26 protein-coding genes are annotated in these 26,513 nt (G+C 63.1%); 6 read left to right on the top strand and 20 right to left on the bottom strand.

Annotated features, from left to right (window positions below; all coding sequences use genetic code 11):
* Complete coding sequence (pgaA, locus tag AC3IR3_RS11215; RefSeq protein ID WP_489192132.1) at positions 1–2,064, bottom strand: poly-beta-1,6 N-acetyl-D-glucosamine export porin PgaA; 2,064 nt, start codon at positions 2,062–2,064, stop codon at positions 1–3.
* A 286-nt stretch (positions 2,065–2,350) separates the two neighbouring features.
* Between pgaA and AC3IR3_RS11220 the strand changes: the two genes are divergently transcribed.
* Positions 2,351–3,175 carry an NAD-dependent protein deacetylase gene (locus tag AC3IR3_RS11220; RefSeq protein ID WP_489196915.1) on the top strand — a complete coding sequence of 275 codons (825 nt, stop codon included), beginning with the start codon at positions 2,351–2,353 and terminating at the stop codon, positions 3,173–3,175.
* Between the two features lie 32 nt (positions 3,176–3,207).
* Here AC3IR3_RS11220 and tadA read toward each other — a convergent pair whose 3' ends face one another.
* The 8 genes from tadA to folD all read right to left on the bottom strand — a co-directional run bounded on the left by tadA (position 3,208) and on the right by folD (position 10,287).
* On the bottom strand, positions 3,208–3,639 hold the full coding sequence (gene tadA, locus AC3IR3_RS11225) for a tRNA adenosine(34) deaminase TadA (RefSeq protein ID WP_489196916.1): 432 nt from the start codon (positions 3,637–3,639) through the stop codon (positions 3,208–3,210).
* A gap of 69 nt (positions 3,640–3,708) precedes the next feature.
* A complete protein-coding gene (locus AC3IR3_RS11230) occupies positions 3,709–4,224 on the bottom strand; it encodes a DUF1697 domain-containing protein (RefSeq protein ID WP_489192134.1) in 516 nt (171 codons plus the stop codon).
* Positions 4,221–5,186: a LysR family transcriptional regulator gene (locus AC3IR3_RS11235; RefSeq protein WP_489192136.1), complete on the bottom strand. Its 966-nt coding sequence runs from the start codon at positions 5,184–5,186 to the stop codon at positions 4,221–4,223. The genes AC3IR3_RS11230 and AC3IR3_RS11235 overlap by 4 nt, the downstream gene beginning before the upstream one ends.
* A gap of 162 nt (positions 5,187–5,348) precedes the next feature.
* Positions 5,349–5,678: a GNAT family N-acetyltransferase gene (locus AC3IR3_RS11240; protein ID WP_489192137.1), complete on the bottom strand. Its 330-nt coding sequence runs from the start codon at positions 5,676–5,678 to the stop codon at positions 5,349–5,351.
* Between the two features lie 163 nt (positions 5,679–5,841).
* A complete protein-coding gene (locus tag AC3IR3_RS11245) occupies positions 5,842–6,117 on the bottom strand; it encodes a type II toxin-antitoxin system TacA family antitoxin (RefSeq protein ID WP_489192138.1) in 276 nt (91 codons plus the stop codon).
* Positions 6,118–6,230: 113 nt separating this feature from the next.
* Complete coding sequence (gene guaA, locus AC3IR3_RS11250) at positions 6,231–7,787, bottom strand: glutamine-hydrolyzing GMP synthase (protein WP_489192139.1); 1,557 nt, start codon at positions 7,785–7,787, stop codon at positions 6,231–6,233.
* A 120-nt stretch (positions 7,788–7,907) separates the two neighbouring features.
* A complete protein-coding gene (guaB, locus tag AC3IR3_RS11255) occupies positions 7,908–9,362 on the bottom strand; it encodes an IMP dehydrogenase (RefSeq protein ID WP_132145022.1) in 1,455 nt (484 codons plus the stop codon).
* 64 nt (positions 9,363–9,426) lie between these two features.
* Positions 9,427–10,287, bottom strand: a complete 861-nt coding sequence (gene folD / locus AC3IR3_RS11260; protein WP_489192141.1) for a bifunctional methylenetetrahydrofolate dehydrogenase/methenyltetrahydrofolate cyclohydrolase FolD — start codon at positions 10,285–10,287, stop codon at positions 9,427–9,429.
* 71 nt (positions 10,288–10,358) lie between these two features.
* On the opposite strand from folD, the gene AC3IR3_RS11265 reads away from it, so the two are divergent.
* The gene (locus AC3IR3_RS11265; protein ID WP_489192143.1) at positions 10,359–10,940 is read left to right on the top strand and encodes a GNAT family N-acetyltransferase; all 582 of its coding nucleotides are present in this window, start codon (positions 10,359–10,361) and stop codon (positions 10,938–10,940) included.
* 6 nt (positions 10,941–10,946) lie between these two features.
* Here AC3IR3_RS11265 and moeB read toward each other — a convergent pair whose 3' ends face one another.
* The 8 genes from moeB to ndk all read right to left on the bottom strand — a co-directional run bounded on the left by moeB (position 10,947) and on the right by ndk (position 18,920).
* Positions 10,947–12,038 (bottom strand): molybdopterin-synthase adenylyltransferase MoeB, encoded by a 1,092-nt coding sequence (gene moeB, locus AC3IR3_RS11270; RefSeq protein ID WP_489196917.1) that lies wholly within the window; start codon positions 12,036–12,038, stop codon positions 10,947–10,949.
* Between the two features lie 105 nt (positions 12,039–12,143).
* Entirely contained in the window at positions 12,144–13,541 is a 1,398-nt protein-coding gene (gene der / locus AC3IR3_RS11275) for a ribosome biogenesis GTPase Der (RefSeq protein ID WP_489192145.1), read from the bottom strand.
* Between the two features lie 22 nt (positions 13,542–13,563).
* Positions 13,564–14,760 carry an outer membrane protein assembly factor BamB gene (bamB, locus tag AC3IR3_RS11280; RefSeq protein ID WP_489192147.1) on the bottom strand — a complete coding sequence of 399 codons (1,197 nt, stop codon included), beginning with the start codon at positions 14,758–14,760 and terminating at the stop codon, positions 13,564–13,566.
* Positions 14,757–15,407: a YfgM family protein gene (locus tag AC3IR3_RS11285; RefSeq protein ID WP_489192148.1), complete on the bottom strand. Its 651-nt coding sequence runs from the start codon at positions 15,405–15,407 to the stop codon at positions 14,757–14,759. The genes bamB and AC3IR3_RS11285 overlap by 4 nt, the downstream gene beginning before the upstream one ends.
* 162 nt (positions 15,408–15,569) lie before the next feature.
* The gene (locus AC3IR3_RS11290; RefSeq protein WP_489192149.1) at positions 15,570–16,604 is read right to left on the bottom strand and encodes a RodZ domain-containing protein; all 1,035 of its coding nucleotides are present in this window, start codon (positions 16,602–16,604) and stop codon (positions 15,570–15,572) included.
* A complete protein-coding gene (gene pilW / locus AC3IR3_RS11295) occupies positions 16,605–17,372 on the bottom strand; it encodes a type IV pilus biogenesis/stability protein PilW (RefSeq protein WP_489192150.1) in 768 nt (255 codons plus the stop codon).
* On the bottom strand, positions 17,362–18,486 hold the full coding sequence (gene rlmN / locus AC3IR3_RS11300) for a dual-specificity RNA methyltransferase RlmN (RefSeq protein ID WP_243649279.1): 1,125 nt from the start codon (positions 18,484–18,486) through the stop codon (positions 17,362–17,364). The genes pilW and rlmN overlap by 11 nt, the downstream gene beginning before the upstream one ends.
* An 8-nt stretch (positions 18,487–18,494) precedes the next feature.
* Positions 18,495–18,920, bottom strand: a complete 426-nt coding sequence (gene ndk / locus AC3IR3_RS11305; RefSeq protein ID WP_489192153.1) for a nucleoside-diphosphate kinase — start codon at positions 18,918–18,920, stop codon at positions 18,495–18,497.
* Positions 18,921–19,153: 233 nt separating this feature from the next.
* Here ndk and AC3IR3_RS11310 point away from each other — a divergent pair, with 233 nt between their 5' ends.
* The 3 genes from AC3IR3_RS11310 to AC3IR3_RS11320 are packed head-to-tail and all read left to right on the top strand — an operon-like array spanning position 19,154 to position 23,493.
* Positions 19,154–19,816, top strand: coding sequence for a TetR/AcrR family transcriptional regulator (locus tag AC3IR3_RS11310; RefSeq protein WP_489192154.1), 663 nt, complete (start codon positions 19,154–19,156; stop codon positions 19,814–19,816).
* 45 nt (positions 19,817–19,861) lie between these two features.
* Complete coding sequence (locus AC3IR3_RS11315; RefSeq protein ID WP_489192155.1) at positions 19,862–22,231, top strand: 3-hydroxyacyl-CoA dehydrogenase/enoyl-CoA hydratase family protein; 2,370 nt, start codon at positions 19,862–19,864, stop codon at positions 22,229–22,231.
* A gap of 53 nt (positions 22,232–22,284) precedes the next feature.
* Positions 22,285–23,493: an acetyl-CoA C-acyltransferase gene (locus tag AC3IR3_RS11320; protein ID WP_132144998.1), complete on the top strand. Its 1,209-nt coding sequence runs from the start codon at positions 22,285–22,287 to the stop codon at positions 23,491–23,493.
* Positions 23,494–23,581: 88 nt separating this feature from the next.
* Here AC3IR3_RS11320 and AC3IR3_RS11325 read toward each other — a convergent pair whose 3' ends face one another.
* Complete coding sequence (locus tag AC3IR3_RS11325; protein WP_489192157.1) at positions 23,582–23,917, bottom strand: tRNA-binding protein; 336 nt, start codon at positions 23,915–23,917, stop codon at positions 23,582–23,584.
* 2 nt (positions 23,918–23,919) lie between these two features.
* On the bottom strand, positions 23,920–25,158 hold the full coding sequence (locus AC3IR3_RS11330; RefSeq protein ID WP_489192159.1) for an NAD(P)/FAD-dependent oxidoreductase: 1,239 nt from the start codon (positions 25,156–25,158) through the stop codon (positions 23,920–23,922).
* Between the two features lie 179 nt (positions 25,159–25,337).
* Between AC3IR3_RS11330 and AC3IR3_RS11335 the strand changes: the two genes are divergently transcribed.
* The gene (locus tag AC3IR3_RS11335) at positions 25,338–25,871 is read left to right on the top strand and encodes a 3-hydroxyanthranilate 3,4-dioxygenase (protein ID WP_489192161.1); all 534 of its coding nucleotides are present in this window, start codon (positions 25,338–25,340) and stop codon (positions 25,869–25,871) included.
* Here the strand turns inward: AC3IR3_RS11335 and AC3IR3_RS11340 are convergent.
* A complete protein-coding gene (locus AC3IR3_RS11340) occupies positions 25,868–26,413 on the bottom strand; it encodes an NUDIX hydrolase (protein WP_489192163.1) in 546 nt (181 codons plus the stop codon). The genes AC3IR3_RS11335 and AC3IR3_RS11340 overlap by 4 nt on opposite strands.
* Positions 26,414–26,513: the final 100 nt, after the last annotated feature.

A 26,513-nucleotide genomic window follows, 5' to 3' on the forward strand; every position in this document is an offset into this window, starting at 1 on the left:
TCATTCGCCCCAGTGCATCGTCAGGTCCAGCACGACGCGGGACTCGCGTTTGCCGTCGTATGGCTGATTGTGCCAACCCACGCCCCAGCCGAAACCGAGGCCTGCGCGCGGCTCGAAAGTCTGCCCGTAGCGCGCGCTGGCCTGCCAGCCTGTCGCATAACCGCGTTGCGCGTATTGCCCCACGGCAACGTCGATACGTTGCCGCCACGTGCGGTCGTAGAACTGGTGGAGCAGGTTTTCCAGCCGTCCGGTAACCGCCCATGACGTGTCGTGCCTGGGATTGAAGTAAGGACGGTCGGGCAAGGTGTTACGCGAGCCGCCCAGTTCCAGGCCACCGTCGAGCGTGAGATACGGCGCCGTGTAAACGCGCTGGACGAGCGCCGCCTGCCACGCATTGCGTTTATTGTTGTCACTGAAGCGACCCTGCGAAGCGGTGAACTTCACCTGGGTAAGTTCACTGGCGCGCCAGATGACCGCGGTATCCAACGTTTTGGCCGATATACCGTAATACTGAGCACGCAATGGCACGTCCGAACCCGCGGAACTCCAGTCGGCGGTCACGGTCCAGTGGTCGCTGATCGCGTACTTCGCACCGGCTTCGATGGCCGTGCGGCCGACGAAACGATCGGTGGACGGCAGCGCTTGCACATAGGCTTCAAGACCACGCGCGTAGCCGCGCAGGCCCAGACCGACGCGCTCGCGCTGCACATTGCCCTCGGGCAACGCCGCGGAGGCATAACGCGCGATGCCGAGCACGCGCCAATGATCGTCGATAAGCGGACTGGCGATGGTCGCCTCCGTCTCCGCGTCACGGTCGCCGTAGTCGGGACTGCTACCGCTACCGTTCGCATGTGTGATGTCGAACTGCCAGCCGCGTTCGCGCTCCCAGGACAATCGCTCTTCCTTCACGCGATTGCTGCGTGGCGCCAGGGTTTCGGTATGGCGCAACGACGGCTCGACGCTCGCGTAATCGTTCAGCGTGCGGTTGGCGTTTATGAGGCCGAGGTCGACGCCGGTATCGTTGGTATCCAGCGTTCCCGCGATCGCAAGCGTGTCCGCGGCTTGCCGCGGCCACCCGCGCGAAAGTTCGGACAGGCCCAGTTCGCGCCGGATGGCGGCATTGGCGGGCGCTTCGTCGCTCATGAGCACGAGACGTCGATGGGCTTCGTCGAGCAGGCCGACATATTCACGCAACAGTGCCGCATTCAGATCGGCATCGACCTTGCGTGAATTCTGTATCGGAGTGGGCGTTACGGGACTGCGTATCCAGCGCGGCTCGCGTTCGGCGAGCGTATCGATCGTCTCGAAGGCCTTCGATGTGCGGTTCGATTCCATGTACGCATACATCAGGGGGATATGCGGATCGGTTTCGATCGGATCGTATGGACCGGGGTCCTGACGGATGCTGTCCTCGAGCAGTGCAACGGCTTCCCTGGGGCGATGTCGCTGGAGCAATGCATCGGCCACCGGTCGCTGCGCATACGCGGGAACCGTGACATCGGTCGCGCGCATCTCGTCGTACGCGGACACCGCTTCGTCCGCCCTGCCCGCCTTTTCCAGCGCAACGAGGCGGTCGATGCGGGCGCGGGTGGCGATGTCCTGCATATCGGGACGTTTTTCGGCAATCAGACGATCCAGGTCGGCGACCGCTGCGTCGGGCTCGGCGTAAGGCACGCGCGGATCGACCGGCTCGGCATCGGCCCAACGGATTTCGTGCGCCACCACATCCGCACGCAAGCGCTGCATCGCGACGGCTTCGCGAGGCGATCGTTCGTTACGCGCCAGTTCCTCCGCGCGAACGGAACCGCCCAGTTCGGCGAGCAGGCTCGCCTCCTGCGCGCGCGCGACGCGATCGTCCGGCCAACGGGCCAGGATGTCTTCACATAACTTCAGGGCATCGAAACGGCGACCAGCCGCGCGTTCGTCCGCGATGCGCCGCATAAGGTCGTCGCGCGACACGAATTCGCGGACTTGCGTTGCCCGAACCGCGCCGGACATCGACAACAGGGCAACAGAGATGGCAACAGCCAGTCCTGTGGCATGCATCCCGGAACGTACACTCACCACTATCCCCTTACCATGACATCGCCAGGTGCCCTTCCTGGTGCCATTACAAACCCTAACCAGTTTAACGTGAACGCACCCGGAGCGCGTCACGCGACCGGTCGCCTGCCTGCACATTCCTGCGCGACCCATCGATCGAATGCTCCATGCGGCATGTCACGAAAGACGGGCAAGTTCCAGGCCACGCCCTTTGTTCGACCTCGCATTTTGCCAGATATGCGCCATCCTTCCGTGAATAGGCTGCGATATAGTTTCCACTCTCCCGCCTCCCGGCCTTCCCGTGAACCTGCCTGCCGAACGCGACTCCCAGCGCACGCCGCTCGAAGACTTCGTTTTCGCGCACAAGCGTCTTTTCGTCGTGACGGGCGCCGGTATCAGTACCGATTCGGGCATTCCGGACTATCGCGACGGGGCCGGCGCGTGGAAACGCAGCCCGCCGATGACCCTGCAAGCATTCATGGGGACGGCGCTGGCCCGGGCCCGATACTGGGCCCGCAGCATGATCGGATGGCAATCCTTCGGCCGCGCGCGCCCCAATATCGCGCATCGCGCACTTGCCGCGATGGAACATGCCGGCCGCATTGAGTTATTGCTGACGCAAAACGTCGACGGGCTGCACGAAGCCGCCGGCAGTCTGAATGTGGTCGATCTTCACGGACGACTCGATCGCGTGCGTTGCATGAACTGCGGGGACATTCGCCCGCGCAACGCGTTCCAATACCGGCTGATCGAGGCGAATCCCGACTGGCTGGAGGTCAGCGCCGCCATCGCCCCCGATGGCGATGCGGATCTGGACGGTGTCGATTTTTCGCGGTTCAACGTGCCGCCGTGCCTGGTCTGCGACGGCATCCTGAAACCGGATGTCGTGTTCTTCGGAGAGAACGTCCCGCGTGCACGCGTAGATACCGCCTGGGCGCACCTCGACCGCGCCGACGCCATGCTCGTCGCCGGTTCGTCGTTGATGGTCTATTCGGGATATCGCTTCGTACTGGAAGCATCGCGGCGCGGTCTGCCCATCGCGTCGCTCAACCTGGGCGTAACCCGTGCCGACGATTTGCTGACGCTGAAGATCGAACGACCCATAGCCGAAGCACTGGCCGCTTTTTTGTAGGAGCCCGCTTGCGGGATCCTACAAAAAAGCGGTTAGCGGCGGGCGCGGAAGAACTCGCGAAGCATCGTCGACGCCTCGTCCGCGCAAAGGCCACCCTGCACCGAAACACGGTGATTGTGGCGGTCCGATACCAACGTATCGAACACGCTGCCCGCGGCGCCGGTCTTGGGATCGGCAGCCCCGTATACGACGCGCCCCACCCGTGCATGCACCATCGCCATCGCACACATCGAGCATGGTTCCAGCGTGACGTATAGCGTCGATCCCGGATACCGATAGTTGGCCAGCGCCTGACCGGCCGCGCGCAGCGCCTGAATCTCCGCATGCGCCGTCGGATCGTTCAGGGAAATGTTGCGATTCCAGCCTTCCCCGACGATGGCGCCGTCGACTACCAGCACGGCACCCACGGGCACTTCGCCCTCGGCGTCGCGTGCGTGCGCGGCCAGTTCGAGCGCACGGGCCATGAACGCGCGGTCATCGTCGGAGAACAGGGAAGCGGCGGACGCTTCGAATGGCGAGGTATCGGACATGCCCTATTGTAAGGCAGCCGCCATACCGGCGAGCCTGGCAATCGTATTGAGGTTTCGTGCCGTGCCTTTCGCCGCGGCGGGAATCTTCAGTTTCGACGTTCCCATGCCGCTTCCGTAACTGACATAGATTTCCCGAAGACCGAGGCCCATGCGCTCGTCGCGCACACCGGTAACGCGATCGAGTGCGTCCGCGGGGGGTGCTTTGTCCATGAAAATCGCGACGGTGCTATTGGGCGGATCCTTTGGAAACGGATTCGCGGCGAGTACCGCCGCCATTTCGCTCGCGCTACGGACGACGACGTCGACCGCCTTGCCGGCATAGGCCGCCAGTTGCTCCTCCAACGCGGCCTTGACGCGCGCTTCGGCCATTCGCGTCGTGAAAACCACATTGCCGCTGGCGATGTACGTGCTTACCGTGCCGAAACCCGCGCGCTCGCACATGGCCTTCAGTTCGCTCATCGGCAGCTTTCCGGTCCCGCCGACATTGACTGCGCGCAACAGGGCAACATAGGCGGTCATGGCGTTTCTCCGGGCGGTTTCGAATCCGCCGACGGGCCGAGCAACCGGTCCCAGGGGGCCGGTTCCGTCCATAGTTCGGCCAGGAAATCGATAAAGGCGGCAAGACGTGCTGGCACGGGATCGCGGCGCGCACGCACCGCGCTGATGGGTGTCCCGGGCTCTTCCCATTCCGGAAGCACGCGCAGCAACGTCCCCTGACACAGATCTCCGGCAGCATTCCACGTCTCGCGCAACGCGATGCCCATGCCTGCCGCGGACCACACGCGCAACGCATCGCCGTTATCGCTGCTGAGATCGCTGTTTACGTCGACCTGCTCCACCAGGCCGCGACCACCGATCTTGCGCAACGACCAGCGGTTATCGCGCAGACCCGGATACGCGAAGAGCAAACACCGGTGCTGCCGGAGGTCGCGTGGATGTATTGGTTGGCCATGACGTCGAATGTAGTCGGGCGACGCAACAAGAATGCGCCGGCTGGTTGCCAGCCCCCGCGCCAGGAGCCGCGAATCGGCGAGGCGGCCGAAGCGGATCGCCAGGTCCAGATCGCTGGCGTAAAGATCGACCACTCGATCGGTCAGGTGCAGCTCGAAGCCGACCTGGGGATGACGTTCGCGAAACAAGGCAATAGCCGCTGCCACGTAGCGGCTTCCAAACAGGACGGGCGCCGTGACGCGCAGCATGCCGAAAAGTCCATCGTTGCCCTGACGCGCAACGTCGCCCGCCTCGTCAAGTAAAGCCACTGCCGCACGTACGCGCTCGGCGACTGCCCTTCCTTCGTCGGTGATTTTCAATCGCCGCGTATTGCGTTCGAAGAGGCTGGTTCCCAGCGCCGCTTCAAGCCGGGCCATCTGCTTACTGACAGTGGCCGGCGCGAGGTCGAGCGCACGCGCGGCCGCGGAAAAGCTCTGACAGTCCAGCACCTTGAGGAAGACCGTCAGGTCGTCGAGGTTGCGCAGAGCCATTTGTGCCATTCCGCCATAGGTGTGACGCGATCTTACACGCCGTGGCGAACGCCGCCGTTCGGAATGATGCCATCGATAAAGGAACCCGGCTCCGCGCGTGGCAATTTTGGCCGGGTTATCCGTGCGTTGGCATGGACGGGGTGATTCGAACCGACCATTCCGTCAACCGGGAACGATCTTCGTAAGGTTGAGCATCACCGTGAGCAGTTCGATGGGCGATTCGGAGAAACCGTGATGCAGGTAGAACGCCTTTGTTTCGTCGCCCAGGGCGTGATACAGCATCGCCTTCATGCCGACCTCCCTGGCGAGACGAACGCTTCGAAGAACCGCATCCTTGAGCAACCCCGAACCGATGCCCTGGCCCGACCCATCCCGGTGAACGGCCAGCCGCCCAAGAACACTTACCGGAATAGGATCGGGCATGTTCCGGCGCAGCGGTCCGGGCGCTTCGGCATGCGCCACGACACCCGTCGATAAAGCGTAATAACCCACGACGTCCCGCTCATGGCAGGTGACATAGACACGGGAAGCGCGCCGTATTGATTACGTTGCGCGCGTCGTTTCAACCAATCTTCGAGGGAAGGCTCGACGCATCGAAATGCATCGAGTCGATGCTCTTCCGTCAACGGCATGGGGACAGTGAGAGTCCCGCCCGTCAAAGATCCCATGGCGCCTTGCGTCGCAACAGGTCGTTCAATGCATCGAGGCGCTCCACAGGAGCATCCAGCACTTGTTCGAAACGGCTGAACTGTTCGGCATCGAGCGAACACACCGTCTGATTGAGCAGTACCTGCTGCGCTTTCTCGAACGCGGCTTCCAGCATGAAGTCCGTACGATTCTTACCCGCGACTCGCGCCGCCTGATCGATCAGGGCCCGTTGAGGCGTCTGGATTCGCAGATTGATGGTGGAGCTACGTGGTGCCGCGGCCATGGTTGCCGCCCCTTAGTGTGTTGACGTTGTATACACGCAAGAAGCTCGACGCAAAACCACCCACGGAATGGCTATGGGTGGATGGCCTTGACCATCCACCCATAGCATGCAAATCACTCCCACTCGATCGTCGCGGGCGGCTTGCCACTTATGTCATAAACAACACGAGATATACCGCGCAACTCATTGATAATTCTAGTTGATACGCGATCAAGGAAGTCGTACGGCAGATGCGCCCAGTGCGCCGTCATGAAGTCGATGGTCTCGACGGCGCGCAGCGCGATGACCCACTCGTAAGCGCGGCCGTCGCCGACCACACCCACCGAACGTACTGGCAGGAAGACGGCGAACGCCTGGCTGACGCGATCGTAAAGGCCGTGCTTGCGCAGCTCTTCGATGAAGATCGCATCGGCGCGCTGAAGCAGGTCGACGAACTCCGGCTTGACCTCGCCAAGGACGCGTACGCCAAGGCCGGGCCCCGGGAACGGATGGCGATAGACCATGTCGCTCGGCAGACCGAGTTCGACACCAATGCGACGGACTTCGTCCTTAAAGAGTTCGCGCAACGGCTCGACGAGCTTGAGCTTCATCGTCTCCGGCAGGCCGCCCACGTTGTGGTGGCTCTTGATGACGTGCGCCTTACCCGTCTTGCCGGCGGCCGATTCGATGACGTCGGGATAGATCGTGCCCTGCGCGAGCCACTTCACGCCTTCGAGCTTGTGCGATTCCTCATCGAAGACCTCGACGAACAGACGGCCGATGACCTTACGCTTGGCTTCGGGGTCTTCGACCCCCGCCAGCGCGTCGAAGAAACGCTGCTTCGCATCGACGCGGATGACGCGCACGCCCATGTGTTCGGCCATGGTCGCCATGACCTGGTCGCCTTCCTGGAAACGCAGCAGACCGGTGTCGACGAAGACACAGGTCAGCTGGTCGCCGATCGCTTTCTCGAGCAGCGCGGCAACAACGGACGAGTCGACGCCACCGGAAAGACCGAGCAACACTTTGTCGCTGCCGACCTGTTCGCGCACGCGCGCAACGGCGTCTTCGATGATGTGCGTCGCATCCCACAAAGTGGCCGCGCCGCAGAGGTCGACGACGAAGCGACGCAACAGCTCCAGGCCCCGCTGGGAGTGAGTGACTTCGGGATGGTATTGCAGGCCGTAGAAACGACGCGTCTCGTCGGCCATCCCGGCGAGCGGCAGGCTGGGCGTGGCAGCGATCGCGGCGAAGCCGGGCGGAATCGCAGTCACGCGATCGCCGTGCGACATCCACACGCCAAGCGTCTCGCCGTCGGCGACCACGCCTTCGAACAGCGCACTGCTGCCGAAGCGCAGGTCGGCCGGGCCGAATTCGCGGTGATGACCCGCCTCGACCTTGCCACCGAGCTGCTCGGCCATGGTCTGCATGCCGTAGCAGATACCCAGCACCGGCACGCCAAGCTCGAACACGCACTGCGGAGCCCGCGGCGAGTTTTCTTCGGTGACCGATTCGGGGCTGCCGGAAAGAATGACGCCGCGCGGTGCGAAAGCCGCAATGTCGTCGGAAGCGTGGTCCCACGCCCAGACTTCGCAATAGACGCCGATCTCGCGGATCCGACGGGCGATCAGCTGCGTGTACTGCGAGCCGAAATCGAGAATGAGGATCTTGTCGCTATGGATGTCGGTCATCGTAAATTCCAGCGAATGAAAATCTGCGGGTTCCGCGCGCCACTGCGCAGCGTTACCCGGAAAGCAAGACGCCCGGCGAGTGTCGGGCGTCCTGTAAGCCTGGAAGACGCGCTATGCGCGTCAGTCCAGACGGTAGTTAGGTGCTTCCTTCGTGATCTGGATATCGTGCGGATGCGCTTCGTGCACGCCCGCGCCGGTGACCTTCACGAAGGTGCCCTTCTGGTGGATTTCTTCCACCGAGGCCGCGCCCATGTAGCCCATCGAAGCACGCAGGCCGCCGATCAGCTGATGGACGATATTGCTCAGCGAGCCACGATACGGCACGCGACCTTCGATACCCTCGGGCACGAGCTTGTCGGCGTCGGCTTCGTCCTGGAAGTAACGATCCTTGGAGCCGAGCTGCATCGCACCGATGGAACCCATGCCGCGATAGCTCTTGTACTGACGGCCCTGGAACAGTTCGACCTCGCCCGGCGCTTCTTCAGTGCCGGCAAACATGGAACCCAGCATCACCGACGACGCACCCGCCGCGAGGGCCTTCGGAATGTCGCCGGAATAGCGGATACCGCCGTCGGCGATAAGCGGGATTTCACCCTTCAGCGCCGTGGCGACGAGATCGATCGAGGTGATCTGCGGCACGCCCACGCCGGTGACGATGCGCGTGGTGCAGATGGAGCCGGGACCGACGCCGACCTTGACGGCGTCGACACCCGCGTCGAGCAACGCGCGCGCCGCTTCGCCGGTAACGATATTGCCGGCGATGACCTGGACCTGTGGATAGCGCTTCTTTACCCAACCGGCACGGTCGATGACCGCCTGCGAGTGACCGTGGGCGGTATCGACCACGATAACGTCGACGCCCGCTTCGACCAGCGCTTCGACGCGCTGCTCGGTATCGCCCGCGACACCGACCGCGGCACCGACGACGAGACGCTCGTGGGTGTCCTTGGCGGCGTTGGGATTGTCGCGCGCTTTCTGGATGTCCTTGACCGTGATCAGGCCACGCAACTGGAACGCGTCGTTGACGACGAGGACTTTCTCGATGCGGTTACGGTGCAGCAATTCCAGCACGGCGTCGTGATCCGCACCTTCCTTGACCGTGATCAGCCGGTCTTCCCGGGTCATGATGTTGCGGACCGGATCGTCGAGCTTGCGCTCGAAACGCAAGTCGCGGCTGGTAACGATGCCGACGAGCTTTTCGCCGTCGACCACCGGCACGCCGGAGATGTTGTGCGCACGGGTCAGGCGGAGGACTTCGCTGATGGATGTGTCCGGACGGACCGTGATCGGGCTGCGGATAACGCCCGCTTCGAACTTCTTCACCAGGCGCACTTCGGCGGCCTGCTGATCGAACGTCATGTTCTTGTGGATGATGCCCATGCCACCGTTCTGCGCCATCGTAATGGCCAGTCGTGCTTCGGTGACCGTGTCCATGGCCGCCGAAACGATGGGGATATTCAGTCGCAGGCCACGGGTGAAGCGCGTGGAGGTGTCCACATCGCGCGGCATAACCGTGGAGTGGCCGGGAACCAGAAACACATCGTCGTAAGTGAGTGCCTCGGCAAGGATGCGCATAAGCATTAGTCCCGCGAGTAAATCGCGGCATTATACCTTGCAAGTGCACATTTTTACAGGACGTCTATGACAGGTCGTCAATGGCTTCGGCTGCTTCCAGCGTGTTTTCCATCAGCGTCGCTACCGTCATCGGTCCAACGCCTCCCGGCACCGGCGTAATCCACGAGGCGCGTTCGGCGGCAGGCGCGAACTCGACATCGCCGACGAGACGACCGTCGTCCAGGCGATTGATACCCACGTCGATAACCACCGCGCCCGGCTTCACCCATTCGCCCTTCACGAGGCCCGGCTTGCCGGCGGCCACTACGAGGATGTCGGCCTGGGCGACAAAATCTTCCAGATTCTGCGTGAACTTATGGCAGCAAGTTGTTGTACATCCAGCAATTAAAAGCTCAAGCGCAAGAGGGCGACCGACGTGATTGGAGACGCCGACGATCACGGCGTGCCGGCCACGTACCGGGCGATCGGTATGACCCAGCAAGGTCATCACACCCTTGGGCGTGCACGGCCGCAGGCCGAAGCGCCGCAGGGCGAGACGGCCGACATTGACGGCCTGGAAGCCGTCGACGTCCTTACCCGGGTCGATACGGTCGACCAGGGCGTCTTCGTCGATATGGTGGGGCAATGGCGACTGTACGAGGATGCCGTGAACGGCCGGGTCCGCGTTGAGACGGTCGATAAGCGCGATGAGATCTTCCTGCGTCGTCGATGCCGGCAGGTCATAACCGAACGACGTGAAGCCAATCTGATCGCAGGCCTTGCGCTTGTTCTTCACGTACACCGCCGATGCGGGATCCTCGCCCACCAGCACCACGGCCAGACCGGGACGACGCTTGCCCTCGGCGACACGCTTGGCCACGCGACGACCGATGCGATCGAGTAATTCCTGCGCGATGCGCTTGCCGTCGAGAATACGTGCGGTCATTGTGTTCGTTTCGGGGGCGGATCGCGCATTATCGCCTCTTGGGCCCCGAACCGACAGTAAGAATTAAACACATGGATACGACGACCCCACCGACCGGCGTTCTTCCCTACCCGCGCGACCTTACGGGCGACGGCATATCGCTTCGCCCGTACCGGCAGGCCGACGCGGACGCGCTGGCCGACGCCGTTCGCGAATCGGTCGATACCGTGGGGTACTGGCAGGACTGGTGCCATGCGGACTATGGCCTCGAAACGGCTCGCGCATGGATCGAGCATTGCCTCGAAGGGTGGTTCGTCGGCGATCACTACGCATTCCTCATCGTCGATGCGGCAACGGACGAATTCCTGGGCGGCATGGGTATAAACCAGATCAATCGCGAACACCGGTTCGCGAATCTTGGTTACTGGGTGCGCCAGAGCCGCCAGGGACAGCGCATCGCTACGCGCGCCGGACGCCTTGCGACCCGCTTTGCTTTCGATGCGGTGAAAGTCACGCGGCTGGAGGTCGTCGCTGCCGCCGCGAACGTACCCAGCCGGCGAACCGCCGAATCCATCGGGGCCTGTTTCGAAGGCATCGAGCGCCATCGTCTCGTGTTGCGCGGCGTGGCCGTGGACGCGGCGATGTATTCGCTGATTCCGACCGATCTTGACTGAAGGCCTTTAACCAGCGGCGGCGCACATCCGTTCGAGGTCGACATAACCGTCGAAGTGCGCGGATGTGCCGCACCCCGGGCAGTCCGGATCGCGCCGCAAACGCAACTCGCGAAAGTGCATGTCGAGCGCGTCATAGGTCAGCAACCGCCCAACCAGCGGCTCGCCCATGGACAACAACAGCTTGAGCGTTTCGGTAGCCTGCAATAGCCCAACGACGCCGGGCAATACGCCGAGAACGCCCGCTTCGCTGCAATTGGGTGCATCGGCGGCGGCCGGCGGCTCGGGAAACAGACAGCGATAACACGGCGAATCGTCGCGACGCGGATCGAAAACACTGAGCTGGCCGGCGAAGCGTTCGACGGCGGCGTAAACCATCGGAATGCCGAGCCGGCGCGTGGCGGCCGCGAGCAGATAGCGCGTCGCGAAATTGTCCGCCCCGTCGATGACGACGTCCTGGTCGCGAATCAGTGCCTCGACGTTTTCCGCACGGAGGCGTTCCTCGCGCGTGTCGACAACGATGCGCGGATTAAGCCCGAGCAGCGTCATGCGCGCCGATTCCGCCTTCGAAAGTCCCACACGCGCATCGGCGTGCACTACCTGTCGATGGAGGTTGGAACGTTCGACCCGATCGTCGTCGACCAGCGTGATGCGGCCTACTCCAGCAGCGGCGAGATACAGCATCGCTGGCGCACCGAGGCCGCCCGCACCGATCAATACCACGCGCGATGCGGCGAGCTTCGCCTGCCCCGCTTCACCGACCTGCGGCAGAAGCATCTGCCGCGCGTAACGCTCGCTGGCATCGGCATCGAATGCGCCCGATGCGACGGGCAGCCCCGCCGCCTTCCACGCTGCGAAACCGCCAGCGACAGAGGCAGCCCGGGCGTAACCCATGCGTTGCAGTGCTTCGGCCGCAAGCAGCGAGCGCTGGCCACTGCCGCATACGAGAAGCATGTCGCGGGAACGATCGGGCTCGGCCTGCTCGATGCGCAATTCAAGGAAACCACGCGATAAACCGAGGGCGCCCACCGGAGACCCGGAGGCACGCTCGCCATCTTCGCGTACGTCGACGATCAGCGCCCCGGCCAGTTGACGCGCCATGGCTTCCACGACGGGAACCTCGACGATCCGCCCGCGCAATGCCGCGAGCCATTGGTCACGGTCGAACGCGTCGGTCACGAGGGTCTCCCTTCAATGGACGCGCGACTACTTCTCGCGGCGTTTTGCGTTTCGGATCATACGCTGGCGGCGAGCCGCCTGACTGTCCGTCAGTACGTTCTTCTTGCCGGCGAACGGATTCTCGCCATCGCGGAAGTCGACGCGGACCGGCGTACCTTCCAGCTTGAAGCGCTTCCGGAAGAAACCTTCCAGATAGCGACGGTAAGCCGGCGCGATATGTTTCGTGCGGCTGCCGTGGATGACGATGGTCGGCGGATTGGAGCCGCCCGGATGCGCATAACGCAGCTTGGGAGCGTGGCCGCGTACCAGCGGCGGCTGGTAGGCCTCGTAGGCTTTTTCCAGCGTCCGAGTCAGTTCCGACGAACTCATGACGCGCGTGGCCGCGGAATGCGCGCGCACGACGGCCTTCATCAGTTCGCGCAGGCCCGAACCATGCAGCGCCGAAATGAAGACGGTTTTCGCCCACTCGACGAACTGCAGGCGACGCTCCAGTGCCCGCTGACACTGCTCGCGCGCATACGTGTCCATGCCGTCCCACTTGTTGACGGCAATGACCAGCGCGCGACCTTCTTCGATGGCATGACCGATCAGCGTGAGGTCCTGATCCGCCAGATTCTCGCGGGCATCGATCAGAACGATCGTAACCTGCGACGCAGCAATGGACTGCAATGTCTTGATAACACTGAATTTCTCTACAGCCTCCTCGACACGAGCGCGACGACGGACGCCGGCGGTATCGATCAGGGTGTACTTCTTGCCGTCGCGCTCCAGCGGCACGCGGATCGGATCGCGCGTGGTGCCCGCCACATCGGAAACGATCAGGCGATCTTCGCCGAGCAGACGGTTGATCAGGGTGGACTTGCCCGCGTTCGGCCGGCCGACGATGGCGACACGGATGCCGCTGTCTTCCAGACCCGGGTCGTCGTCGCGATCGTCCGGCAATTGCGGCAACGCGGTTTCGACGAGAAGATCGATGCCACGATTATGCGCGGCCGACATGGGCAACGTGGACGCGATGCCGAACTTGGCGAACTCGCCCAGCGAGGCCTGCTCGTCCGTGCCGTCGACCTTGTTGACCACCACGACGATGGGCTTGCCGCTGCGACGCAGCTCGCCAAGAATCGCGGCATCGAGCGGCAGGATGCCGTCGCGTGCATCGACGACGAACACCAGCAGGTTGGCTTCGGAAATAGCGAGGCGAACCTGCTGGGCCGTAAGGCCTTCGATGCCTTCGTCGATACCGGACAGACCGCCGGTATCGACAACGACGAAGGGCCGATGCGCCAGGCGGCAAACGCCATAATGGCGATCGCGCGTGACGCCGGGCATATCCGCGACAAGAGCGTCCCGGCTACGCGTCAGCGCGTTGAAGAGGGTCGATTTACCGACATTGGGACGACCGACCAGAGCGACGACGGGCAACATGGGAACGCATTAATCCTGTTAATCAGGGTGTCGCGATGCGATAGGCGCCAATATGACCCTCGACATCTTCGACATAAACGGTATCGCCAACCACGAGAGGCTGGGCGCGGATGGCTTTCTTCGACAGGCGTTCGCGGGCGGAGATCTTGCCATCGGTGGTGCTGAGCCAGTGGACGTACCCTTCGGCATCGCCAACGACGGCATAGTTACCCTGCACGGCCGGACCGGTGACCCAGCGGTACTTCAGGGCATCCTGTTTCCAGATGTTCGCACCACCGGACTTGTCGAATGCATAAAGGACGGACTGGTCGTCGGCACCAAACACGGAGTTCTCATGTGCGTCGAGCGACGTGAACGTGGAGAACGCGTGGTTCCACAGCGGGCGGCCGCTGGGGCCGTCGACCGCGACCATCTGGCCGTGATAAGCGGCACCGTAAAGCGTGCTGCCATCGAGCACGATGGCGCCGTCGGCATCGCTCAGGCGATCGATCTCGGTACGGCCTTCGCCACTGGAGAGCGTCTGCTCCCAGAGCTTCTCGCCGTTGTCCAGACGCAGCGCCACCAGCTTGCCGCCGTCGGTCCCCATGAACACCACGCCGTTGGCTACCAGCAGGCGACCATTGCCGCGCAGGCTGAGCAGCGGCACCGAGGACTGATCGTAGGCCCAGCGACGTTCGCCGCTGGCCGCATCGACGCCGTAGATACGGCCGTCGTTGGTGCGGACCACCACCAGATCGCCAACGATCACCGGAGCGGTGATGACTTCGGAGGACAGCTCGGCTTCCCAACGACGGGTGCCGTCTTTCGCGTTCATGCCATAGAGATGGCCATCGAGCGTACCGACGACCAGCAGATCGCCGGAGGCCGCGGGGCCGCCCGAAAACAGTGCGTCGGGACGCTTCTTGTCGCCCCAGCCGAACCAGCCATGGGTCCGTGTGCTCTTGTCCCACAGTTTTTTGCCGCTGGCGGCATCGAACGCGCCGATCTTGCCATCGGTGCTGGCAGCGTAGAGCACGCCGTCGGAGAACGCGGGACGCATGCGCACGCCGGTGGCGGCTGCGCCGTCACCCAGACTGGACTTCCACAAACGGGTGACATTGATCGTTGGCTTGAAATCTTTCGCCAACGGTGTCGGTGGCTCGACGTTTTCCTTCTTGAAAGAATGGCAGCCGGACAGTACGACCAGCGAGGTCAACGCAATAGCCCAAAAACGTTTCATGCACCCTGCTTCCCGGCCGCAGCCAGATCATCGAGTTTCGTTTGAACGACGCCGCGTTGCGGCGCACTTTCGCCCATTGCCGAGAGCGCAGCCTGGTAGGCCTTGCGCGCATCGTCGGAGCGTCCAAGCTTGACCATCGCGTCGCCGCGTAGTTCCTGCTTCAGTGAAGCAAATGCATTACCGGCGATCGAATCGAGGGTAGCGATAGCGTCGTTCGGCTTGTTCTGGGCGACCTGAACCTGTGCAATGCGCAGTTCGACCAGCCCCTTGAGCGTGTCGCCCTTCGCATGCGTCTTCGCCCATTCCAGGTCGGTCTGGGCGGCGTCGGCCTTACCTGCGATAACGTTGCGCTGGGCGCGTTCGCCGACCGCGAAGACCGCATAGGACGTGTCGCCGAAGTCCTTGGTCAGCGTATCGGTGCGCAACTCGATCTCGTTCGCCTTGTTAAGCGAGACGGCCAGCTGCAATGCCTCGTATTCGGCTGCCGCGGTCTGGTCGTGTTCGGCGCGATGACTTTTCCACTTCTGCCAGCCGAAGATCAGCACGAGGCCGAGCACGATGCCGACGAGAATGGATACACCGTTTTTACGCAGCCATTGCTGGACGCGTTCGCCCTGTTCGTAGTCGTCGTAAACGTCGAATGCCATGCAATCACCCACTGCGCTCCGCGCAGTAAAAAACTATTGAGAGCCGTGAACCCGGCCAGCGGAACCCGCGGACCGGAATAATAGGCAAGCATAACCGAAAAGCGCCTCCGAACGGCGTCGGAGGCGAGTACCGGGCCGCGCAAAGCGGCTCGGGAACGGGCGTCAGAGCGTAACTGGCGTGGCCTTGCCGTCGCTGATGTCGACGCGGAAACGCGCGACGTTGGCGCGGCGGAACGTTTCAAGCTGAATCGGCTGGCCGTCGATGGTGACCTGGGCGCCGGCGGCATTTCCGATGCGCACGTCGAGAGCCGACTCGCTGGAATACGATTTCTGCGTGCCGGCAGGCAGCAGGCCATATTCCAGGCGGGAACCATCGGCGGCCGTGACTTCCACCCAACTGGCCGAAGGCAGGTTCAGCGTAAGGCTATGACCGACCCCGATGGGAGCGCTGGCCGCGGGGGCGGCCGGCTGACGGTTGGCATGGTCGAGCGACGGGAACATCGCCATGGACGCAAGCAGGGGCTGTTCGTCCGGGTGCATCTCGGGAGCGACGGGAACCGGCTTTGTATCCGTTGCGGCCACCGCGGCCGAAGAACTGGTCCCGGCCGGAGCATCCTGCTGTGCTACCGGCGAGGCATCCAGCGGCGACAGATGGGCCATATCCCGGTCCAGCGTGCCACGTACGCCGAGCCAGACCATCGGCACGACGATCACAGCCGTCAGCACCACATAGGTGGCAGCGGTGAGATAGCGCTCGAAGAGGAAGCGCGAATGCGATACGCCACCCGTGACGACAAGATCGGGCTGACGTGGCGTCAGACGCGCCAGCTCGGCCTGGATGGCATCCTCGTCCAGCCCGACGTGACGGCCATACTTGGTGAGATAACCGGCCAGATAGACCTGGTAGTCGATACCGCCGTACTCGCCTGCTTCCAACTGGCGTAACAGCCGGCTCGGCAGGCGCAGTGCCTGTCCGCATGCCTCGATCGTGAAGCCCCGTGCTTCGCGAGCGGCACGCAGGCGCGCCCCGAATGCCATGGCATCGGGCAGATCGATCAGTACGCGGCCGCTTTCCTGCGGATTCGATTCAGTTTTTTGCTCCACGGCATCCTCCATGGGTGCGTTCACATCGAGACCGGCGAAGAGATCCTGTTCGCGGTCGTCGTGCCCTGGTGTATTCGACTGTACGGATGTCATTTAAGGTGCGCTGGCGTCTAGGGCGCGCGCGGGTTCCGAATCCGGGAACCTGTCGCGCAGCCGCTTGGCATAGTCCCGGGCAACCTCCCCATTGCCCAGACGGAGCTCGATATCGTGACCGAGCTTCAGCGAATCCGGACTGACCGCCCCGAGCGCCTCGTAGCGCTGCAGGAAAGCACGAGCACGGAATGCATCGTTCTTAAGGTACAACACGTGGGCGACCTGATACAGGGTATCCACGTTGGACGGATTCTTTTCCAGCGCCTTGCGGAACCAGACCTCGGCGCCGTCCAGGTCCTGGGTTTTCAGAAGGCACGTACCGGCATTGGCCATGGCCAGGTCGGGCGTGGCATAGAAGGGATCGGCCAACGCGCGCTGAAAATAGCCCTGCGCCTCGGGAACCTTGCCTTCCTTGCACAGGAATACAGCGAGATTGTTGTTCGCCGCACCCTTCTTCGGTTCCAGCTCCACGGCGCGGCGATAGTGCAGTTCCGCGTTCGCGTTATCGTTGATACGTTCGTAAAGCACGGCGATGACGGTATGCGCCGGCGGATAGTTCGGGTCGAACTGAAGCGCCTTGTTGAGCTTCTCGAGCGCGCCCTGCAGATCGCCATTCTGCATATAACGCTGACCGAGCTCGGTGTGCACCTGTGCACCCTCTGAGCGCTTGTCCGCGCTCGTCGGTTCGCGAAGGCCCCCGCCGCCGCCGGCACAGCCGACGCTTGCAAGAGCAAGCGCCAGAATCATTCCCCACCGCTCAAGCCGCATTCACCGATCCCTCTTCGAGCTTCTTGCGGAATTCCGCCTGCCGGCGGGTACGATCGAGCACTTGCCCCTTCAACTGCCCGCACGCCGCATCGATGTCGTCGCCACGCGTGCGACGGAGCATGGTGAGCACTCCTGCGTTGAGCAATTGCGTCTGGAAGTCGCGGATGACCGTCGGGTCCGAGCGCTCGAAACGCGTACCCGGGAACGGATTGAAGGGAATAAGGTTGACCTTGTTCCGGCCGTGCACGCGACGCATGAACTTGATGAGCTGGCGCGCATGTTCGGGCTGGTCGTTAACGCCCTTCATCAGCGTGTATTCGAACGTGATGTGCGTACGCGGCCGGCGTTCGTTGTAACGATCGCAGGCAGCCATCAGCTCGGCCAGTGGATAACGCTTGTTGAGCGGCACCAGCTCCGTGCGCAGCTCGTCGTTCGCCGCATGCAGCGAAACCGCCAGCGATACGTCGCTTTCTGTCGACAGGCGGTCGATCATGGGCACGAGGCCCGCGGTCGAGAGCGTGACGCGCTTGCTGGCCAGTCCAAAACCGAGATCGTCGCGCATCAGGCTCATCGCGGCGACCACGTTGTCGAAATTGAGCAGCGGCTCGCCCATGCCCATCATCACCACGTTCGTGATGCGACGCTGCTGGTGCGGGACGTTGCCGAGATGCTTGGCCGCCACCCAGACCTGGCCGATGATTTCGGCGGTCGACAGGTTTCGGTTGAACCCTTGTGTGGCGGTGGAGCAGAACTGACAGTTCAGCGCGCAACCTACCTGCGACGATACGCAGAGCGTGCCGCGGGTGGGTTCCGGGATATAAACCGTCTCGATGGCGTTACCGCCATCCATGCCCAGCAGCCACTTGTGCGTGCCGTCGATCGCCGCCTTGTCGAACATCGACTTCGGCGGGCCGACGTAGCACACGGCCGCAAGCTTTTCGCGCAGGCTCTTGCCGACATCGGTCATGTTCTCGAAATCGTTTTCGAGACGATGGTAGATCCACTTCATCACCTGCTCGGCGCGATAAGGCTTCTCGCCGAGTTGCGCGAAGTAGTCGCGCAACCCCTGGCGATCGAAGTCGAGCAGGTTGACCTTGTCTGCAGCCTGATTCACGTCATTGCTCAGCGCGGAAAGACTTCTGTCTCGGCGAAGAAGTAACCGATCTCGATCTTCGCATTCTCGGCCGAGTCGGAGCCGTGAACGGCATTGGCATCGATCGAATCGGCGAAATCGGCGCGGATCGTGCCCGGCGCGGCTTCCTTCGGATTGGTGGCACCCATCAGGTCGCGATGGGCCAGCACGGCGTTCTCGCCCTGCAACGCCTGGATCACGACCGGACCGGAGATCATGAACTCGACCAGCGCATTGAAGAAGGGACGCTCCTTGTGCACGGCGTAGAAGCCTTCGGCTTCCTTGCGGGACAGGTGCTTCATCTTCGAGGCGACGACCTTCAGGCCGGCCTTTTCGAAGCGCGAGTAGATTTCACCGATGACGTTTTTGGCGACGGCGTCGGGCTTGATGATCGAAAGGGTGCGCTCCAGCGCCATACGGGTCTGCTCCGGGAAAAATATGAAGGGTGCCCCCCATTGGGGCGGTTACCAGTAGTTTGAGGCCAAACGCGTCGCGAATGACGTACTTAGCTCACGAAATCTTGACAGATTCTAGCTCAATCGCAAGGCATTTGCAGGGCGAACCCTCTCAAGTTTGACCCGGCGCACAGGGCGGGCGTATTCTCAAACGATCGTTTGATACGACCCGTATCTCGCTGGAGGAACCCGACATGAGCACCTCACCGTTCGCCTCCCGGGAACGCACCACCAAGGAACGCATCCTTGGCGCGGCCGAAGCCCTGTTCGCCACCCACGGATTCGCCGGCGCGTCGCTGCGTCAGGTGACCGCGGCGGCCAAGGTCAACCTCGCCGCGGTCAACTACCACTTCGGCTCGAAGGACAAGCTGATCGAGGAAGTATTCCGTCGCCGTCTCGACGAGCTGAATACACGCCGCCTTGCCGCTCTCGCCCGCATTGCCGGCAAGCCGGAAACCCAGCTCGAGGACGTTCTCGACGCCTATATCCGTCCCGCCCTGGACCTGTCCCGCACGGATGGCGGCGGCGCCGCGTTCGTCCGCGTACTGGCCCGTGCCTACGCCGAACACAACGAAACACTGCGGCGCTTCCTGTCCGAAAACTACGGCCACGTGCTGCGTCAGTTCGCCGGCGAGTTCGGCCGGCTGCTGCCCGGCCTGGCCAAGGAAGATATCTACTGGCGCCTGGACATCGTTACGGGCGCGCTCACTTACGCCATGGCCGACTTCGGCATCATCCAGCGCAAGAACGACGTCGCCGAGCGCGACCACCGCGAACAGGCCGCCGAGCATCTGATCCGCTTCGCCGCCGCCGGCATGCGCAACCCCTCCTTCAAATCATCCACGGCCACTCGCTGACCGCGGACTTCCTCCTCGCAAGTGTCTGCATTACCGGAGATCACCATGACCGCAACACCGTTACGCATTCGCAAGGCCGCGGTACTCGGCGCCGGCGTCATGGGCGCGCAGATTGCCGCTCACCTGACCAATGCCAACGTGGAAACCGTGCTTTTCGACCTTCCCGCGAAAGAAGGCCCGAAGAGCGGCATCGCCCTCAAGGCGATCGAGAACCTCAAGAAGCTCTCGCCTGCCCCCCTGGCGGACAAGACCCGCGCCGCCGCTATCATCCCGGCGAACTACGAGGACGACCTCGACCAGCTGAAGGACGTCGACCTCATCGTCGAGGCCATCGCCGAGCGCATGGACTGGAAGCTGGATCTGTACAAGAAGATCGCTTCGCACGTGTCGCCGACCGCCGTACTGGCCAGCAACACCTCGGGCCTGTCGATCAACGCGCTGGCCGAAGCGCTCCCCGAAGAGATGCGTCACCGCTTCACCGGCGTCCACTTCTTCAACCCGCCGCGCTATATGCACCTGGTCGAGCTGATCCCGACGCGACTGACCGAACGCAATGTCCTCGACGGCCTCGAAGCCTTTCTGACGACGACGCTCGGCAAGGGCGTGGTCTATGCGAAGGACACGCCGAACTTTATCGGCAACCGCATCGGCGTGTTCTCGATCCTGTCGACGATGTATCACACCGAACAGTTCGGTCTCGGCTTCGACACGGTCGACGCCCTGACCGGTCCGGCCCTGGGTCGTCCTAAGAGTGCGACCTACCGCACCGCGGACGTCGTCGGCCTGGACACGATGGCCCACGTCATCAAGACGATGGCCGATACGCTGCCGGACGACCCGTGGCACAAATACTTCAAGGCGCCCGTCTGGCTGTCCGGCCTGATCGAAAAGGGCGCGCTCGGTCAGAAGACCGGTGCGGGCTTCTATCGCAAAGCCGGCAAGGACATCGTCGTCCTCGACCTGGCGAAGCAGGACTACCGCGTCTCCGAACAGAAAGCGTCCGACGAGGTCGCCGCGATCCTTGCGGTCAAGGACCCGGCCGAGAAGTTCGGCAAACTGCGCGCGTCGTCCGATCCGCAGGCGCAGTTCCTGTGGGCCGTATTCCGCGACCTGTTCCACTACAGCGCGTTCCATCTGGCCGATATCGCCGAGACCGCACGTGACGTCGATTTCGCGATCCGCTGGGGTTACGGCTGGAAGCTCGGTCCCTTCGAGACCTGGCAGGCCGCCGGCTGGCAGCAAGTCGCCGGCTGGATCGCCGAAGACATCGCCGCCGGCAAGAGCATGAGCCATGCGCCCCTGCCCGCCTGGGTCACCGACGGCCGCAAGGGCGTGCACGGCGCCGACGGCTCGTATTCGGCCAGTGCGTCGGCCGACAAGCCGCGCTCCAGCCACCCGGTTTACAAGCGCCAGCTGTTCCCCGATCCGCTCCTCGGCGAGACTTTCGACCAGGGCACCACCGCATGGGAAAACGAAGGCGTGCGCCTGTGGAGCCACGGCGACGACATCGGCGTCATCTCCTTCAAGACGAAAATGAATACCGTCAACGACTTCGTCCTGGACGGCGTGCAGCGCGCCATCGACGAGGCCGAGAAACAGTTCAAGGGTGTCGTGCTCTGGCAGACCGCCGAGCCGTTCTCGGCCGGTGCGGACCTGAAGGGCGCGCTCGGTCTGCTGCAGTCCGGCAAGCTCGCGCAGTTCGAAGCCATGGTTGCGAACTTCCAGGCGACCAGCATGCGCATCAAGTACTCGCTGGTGCCCGTGGTCGCGGCGATCCGCGGCCTCGCGCTTGGCGGCGGCTGCGAATTCCAGATGCACTCGGCCCGCACGGTCGCGGCGCTGGAAAGCTATATCGGCCTCGTGGAGGCCGGTGTTGGCCTGCTCCCGGCCGGCGGCGGCCTGAAGGAATTCGCCGTGCGCGCGGCGAAGGCCAATCCGGAAGACCCGTTCGAATACCTGAAGAAGATCTTCGAAACCATCGCCATGGCGAAGGTGTCGGCGAGCGCGCTTGAAGCCAAACAGATGGGACTGCTGCGCGATGACGACGTCGTCGTGTTCAATCCTTACGAACTGCTCTACATCGCGAAACAGCAGGCATCCGCGTTGGCCGAATCCGGCTATCGCCCGCCGCTGCCCGCCCGTGCGATTCCGGTGGCCGGCGATGTCGGCACCGCCACGTTCAAGGCCTCGCTCGCGAATCTGGCCGAAGGCTATTTCGCCTCGCCGCACGACATCGACATCGCCAGCCGCATCGCCGACACACTTTCGGGCGGTCGTATCGAACGCGGTTCGCTGGTGGACGAGGCGTGGTACCTCGCCCTCGAACGTCGGCATTTCGTGGAACTGGCCCAGACCGAAAAGACCCAGGCTCGTATCGCACACACCATGACGACAGGGAAGCCGCTGCGGAACTGACGCGCCACGCGCGCAGACATTCCCATCGACCTCCCTTCTGACAGGACATAACCATGAGCAAGCAAGTTCAAGACGCCTATATCGTCGCCGCCACCCGCACCCCGGTAGGCAAGGCGCCCCGTGGCGTATTCCGCAATACCCGTCCCGACGACATGCTCGCCCACGTCATTCGCGCCGTGATCGAACAGGCGCCGGGCATCGACCCGTCGATCATCGCCGACGCCGTGATCGGCTGCGCGATGCCCGAAGCCGAGCAAGGCATGAACGTGGCGCGCATCGGCGTACTGCTGGCCGGCCTGCCGCAGAGCGTGCCGGGCGTCACCATCAATCGCTTCTGCTCGTCCGGCGTGCAGGCCATCGGCATGGCCGCGGATCGCATCCGTCTCGGCGAAGCCGACCTGATGCTGGCCGGCGGCACCGAAAGCATGAGCATGGTGCCGATGATGGGCCACAAGATCGCCATGAATCCCGCGCTCTTCGAGAACGACGAAAACCGCGCCATCGCTTTCGGCATGGGCATCACGGCCGAGAAAGTCGCCGAGCGCTGGAAAGTCAGCCGCGAAGACCAGGATCAGTTCGCACTGCAAAGCCATCAGCGTGCGCTGGCCGCCATCGCCAACGGCGAATTCAGGGACGAGATCACGCCGTTCCAGCTGGACGACCGTTATCCGGACATTCGCAACCACAGCGTCCACGAAGACCGCCGCATCATCGATACCGACGAAGGTCCGCGCAAGGACACCAGCATTGAGGTTCTCTCGAAGCTGCGCCCGGTATTCCGTAACGGCCAGTTCGGCGGCTCGGTCACGGCGGGTAACTCCTCGCAGATGTCCGACGGTGCCGGCGCGCTGTTGCTGGCCAGCGAGAAGGCGATCAAGGACTACGGCCTGACACCGCTGGCCCGTTTCGTCGGCTTCTCGGTCGCGGGCGTTCCGCCCGAGATCATGGGCATCGGTCCAAAGGAAGCGATTCCCAAGGCACTGAAGCAGACGGGTATCACGCAGGATCAGCTCGACTGGATCGAACTGAACGAAGCGTTCGCCGCGCAGGCGCTGGCGGTCATCCGCGACCTCGGTCTCGATCCGTCGAAGGTCAATCCGCTGGGTGGCGCCATCGCGCTGGGCCATCCACTGGGCGCCACGGGTGCGATCCGCGCCGCGACGCTGATCCACGGCATGCGTCGACGCAAGCAGAAGTACGGCATGGTGACGATGTGTATCGGCACCGGCATGGGCGCCGCGGGTGTGTTCGAGGCGCTGTAAGCAGTCAAAGAACCCGCGGCCATCCGCGGGTTCTTTTTTGGTTCTTCAGAAGCCGAGCCCTTCCCCGTAGTGCATGAAAAACCAACTTTCAGGCGAGTCGCGTACCGTTCGGCACGTGCCGCTCCGTCGTCGTGACGACGACACCTTCGTCGGTATGGAAACCCGTCAGCAGGAATTGCGAGCGGAACGGGCCGATCTGCTTTTCGGGAAAGTTGATCACGCCAACGATCTGCCGACCAACGAGTTCGTCCGGGCTATAGATGCCAGCGACCTGCGCGCTGGTCTTGCGCTCGCCATAGGTCCCGAAGTCCGCCCATATCTTGTATGCCGGTTTGCGCGCTTCCGCGAATACTTCGACGCGCACCACCGTACCCGCCACCATCAGGACTTTTTCGAAATCGGTCCAGCTAATTTCCTGCGTCATGCTCACCCTTCCACTCGCCGTTTGAACCAGTCGGCCATCTCCGCATTCCAGTAGCTGGCCTGCGCCGCAAGATAACCGAGAGGGCGGTAAGTCGACACTAGCCCGAAGTCCGCGAAGGTTTCGCAGCCATCTTCGTTCGAGGCAATAGCGTCGGCCAGCGCTTCGCCGGCGGCGCATGTGGGCGCAAGGCCGTGACCGCCAAACGCCTGGGCGTACCAGAGTCCTTTGGCACGCGCGCCGACCTGGGGCATTTCATGGCGGGCGTAACTCATCAGGCCCGACCACGCATAGTCCACGCGTGCGTCCGCCAGCGACGGAAACACCCTGCCCATATCGTGGCGAAGCAGCCGTTGCACGGCACGCGCCGAACGATTGCGGATAGAGATGCGACCGCCCCATAACAGACGCGTATCGGCCAGAGGGCGGTAGTAGTCGAATGCGAAGCGTGTGTCGTAAACAGCGGCGCGCGTGCGCAGGCATTCCGTCAGGCGGTCGCCAAGCGGTTCGGTCACCATCGCATAGGTGGCGATCGGCAGCACCGAACGATCGACCTTGCGATCGAGCCCCGCGAGATATCCGCCGCACGCAAGCACCACGTGCTTGGCGGTTACGGCACCTCGCGCGGTATGCACGGTCCATCCTTCGCCACGTCGCTCCAGCCAGCTCGCGGGACTGCCTTCGTGAATCGACACGCCGGTAGCCGCGGCGACCCGTGCGAGCCCGCGCGCATAAGCAAGCGGATCGATATGCAGCGCGTTACGCTCGAAAAGACCGTCGTGGTAACGCGGACTGCGAACGAACTCGCGCATCGCATCGGCGGGAAGCCACTGCCAGTCCGTACCGAACTGTTCCGCAAGCAATTGCTGTCGTTGCCGCAACACCCCGGGATCGCGAAACCAGTTGGCCCAGATAACGCCCGCGTCGACGGCGTCGCATTCGATGCCGAGCTTGTCGATCCGCTCGCGAATCAGATCGACGGCCGCCACGGTGCGCCCGTAAAGCGCGCGGGCCTTTTCGGCCCCGACCTTCTCCAGCAGCGCGCGCTCGCCCAGCGAATAACCGGCGAACACAAACCCGCCGTTACGCCCCGACGCGCCGAATCCGATGCGCTCGCCTTCCAGAAGTACGATATCGCGCACGCCACGGGCCGCCAGTCCAAGCGCGGTATTGAGTCCGGCGAAACCGCCGCCGACGACCACGGTCGATGCGTCCACGCGACCGTCGAGCGGTGCGTATCGCACGCCCTCGCCGTCTTTGGCTTGGTAGTAGGAACGAATCAACGGCAGAGCCCCCGCTCTCAAGACCGCAGGCAAGACCGATTGTTGTACGTCAGCGCCTGGCAAGGAGCAAGTGGCCTTGCTCCTACACAAAAAAGCAAAAGACGGTATCTTTCGCGCATGTACTTCCTGGCGCTCCGACCATGAGCCTGCTGCCTCCCATCGACCTCACGCGCTGGATCGACGAAAACCGCGCCTTGCTGAAGCCTCCCGTGGGCAACAAGTGCATCGTCGACGGCGACTTCATCATCATGATCGTGGGCGGCCCCAATGCGCGCACCGACTATCACTATGACGAGGGGCCGGAGTTTTTCTACCAGCTCGAAGGCGAAATGGTGCTGAAGGTGCAGGACGAGGGGCAACCGAAGGACATCCCCATCCGCGCGGGCGAGCTTTTCTATCTGCCGCCACGTGTCCCGCACTCGCCCCAGCGCATGCCCGACTCGATCGGACTGGTCATCGAACGCCGCCGCCTGGCGGGCGAACGGGATGGATTGCTGTGGTTCTGCGAACACTGCAACCATCTGTTATTCGAAGAATATTTCGTACTCGATAGCATCGAATCGGACTTTCCGCCCGTGTTCGATCGTTTCTATCGTTCTCTCGAAGCCCGCACCTGCAGACACTGTGGAACGATCCACCCGGCTCCGTCCCGCTTTGCGGCGAACGAGGCCTAGCCCCCGTCCCGCTCCAGCCATTTCCGCGCCATGCGCCGGAGCGATGCATCGCTTGCCTCATCGTTGGCGATAGCCGTTATGTCGCGCCACTGGAGATCCAGCGACTCTTCGCCAACCGCGAATTGCTCGTCGTCCGCGCGCACGATATAGCGGACGTCGTAGTGCCAGTGCTCGGGCTCGTTGCCTCGCGCCGGAATGCGATGGCGATCGACATCGAACATGGCCGGCTCGGAACGCAGGGCATCGATGCCGGATTCCTCCTGCGCCTCGCGTAGCGCCACGCGCTCGAGGTCCACGTCGCCATCGGCATGACCGCCCAACTGGAGCCAGCGATTCAGCTTCCGATGATGCGTCAGCAGGACGCGCTGGCTATCGCCGCTTACCAGCCAGGCCGACGCCGTGAAGTGAGCTGCTGTGTGTTCGCGATGAAATGCATCCACGCCGACATCGAGCAACTGCGCGAAATGCAGCGTATCCGTCTCTTCGGGCCAGCGCACGGCATAGCTCGCCAGCGAAAAACGCAGGTGGGATAAATCGTTCATAGCCCGACGCAAAGCCCTACTTGTTTGTCAGTGCAATTTTGGCATGGAAATTCAGATTAGTCTGATATCGGGACACGACCTCCGCTAACTAGCATCGACT

The sequence above is a fragment of the Luteibacter sp. GL_149 genome (assembly GCF_057834065.1).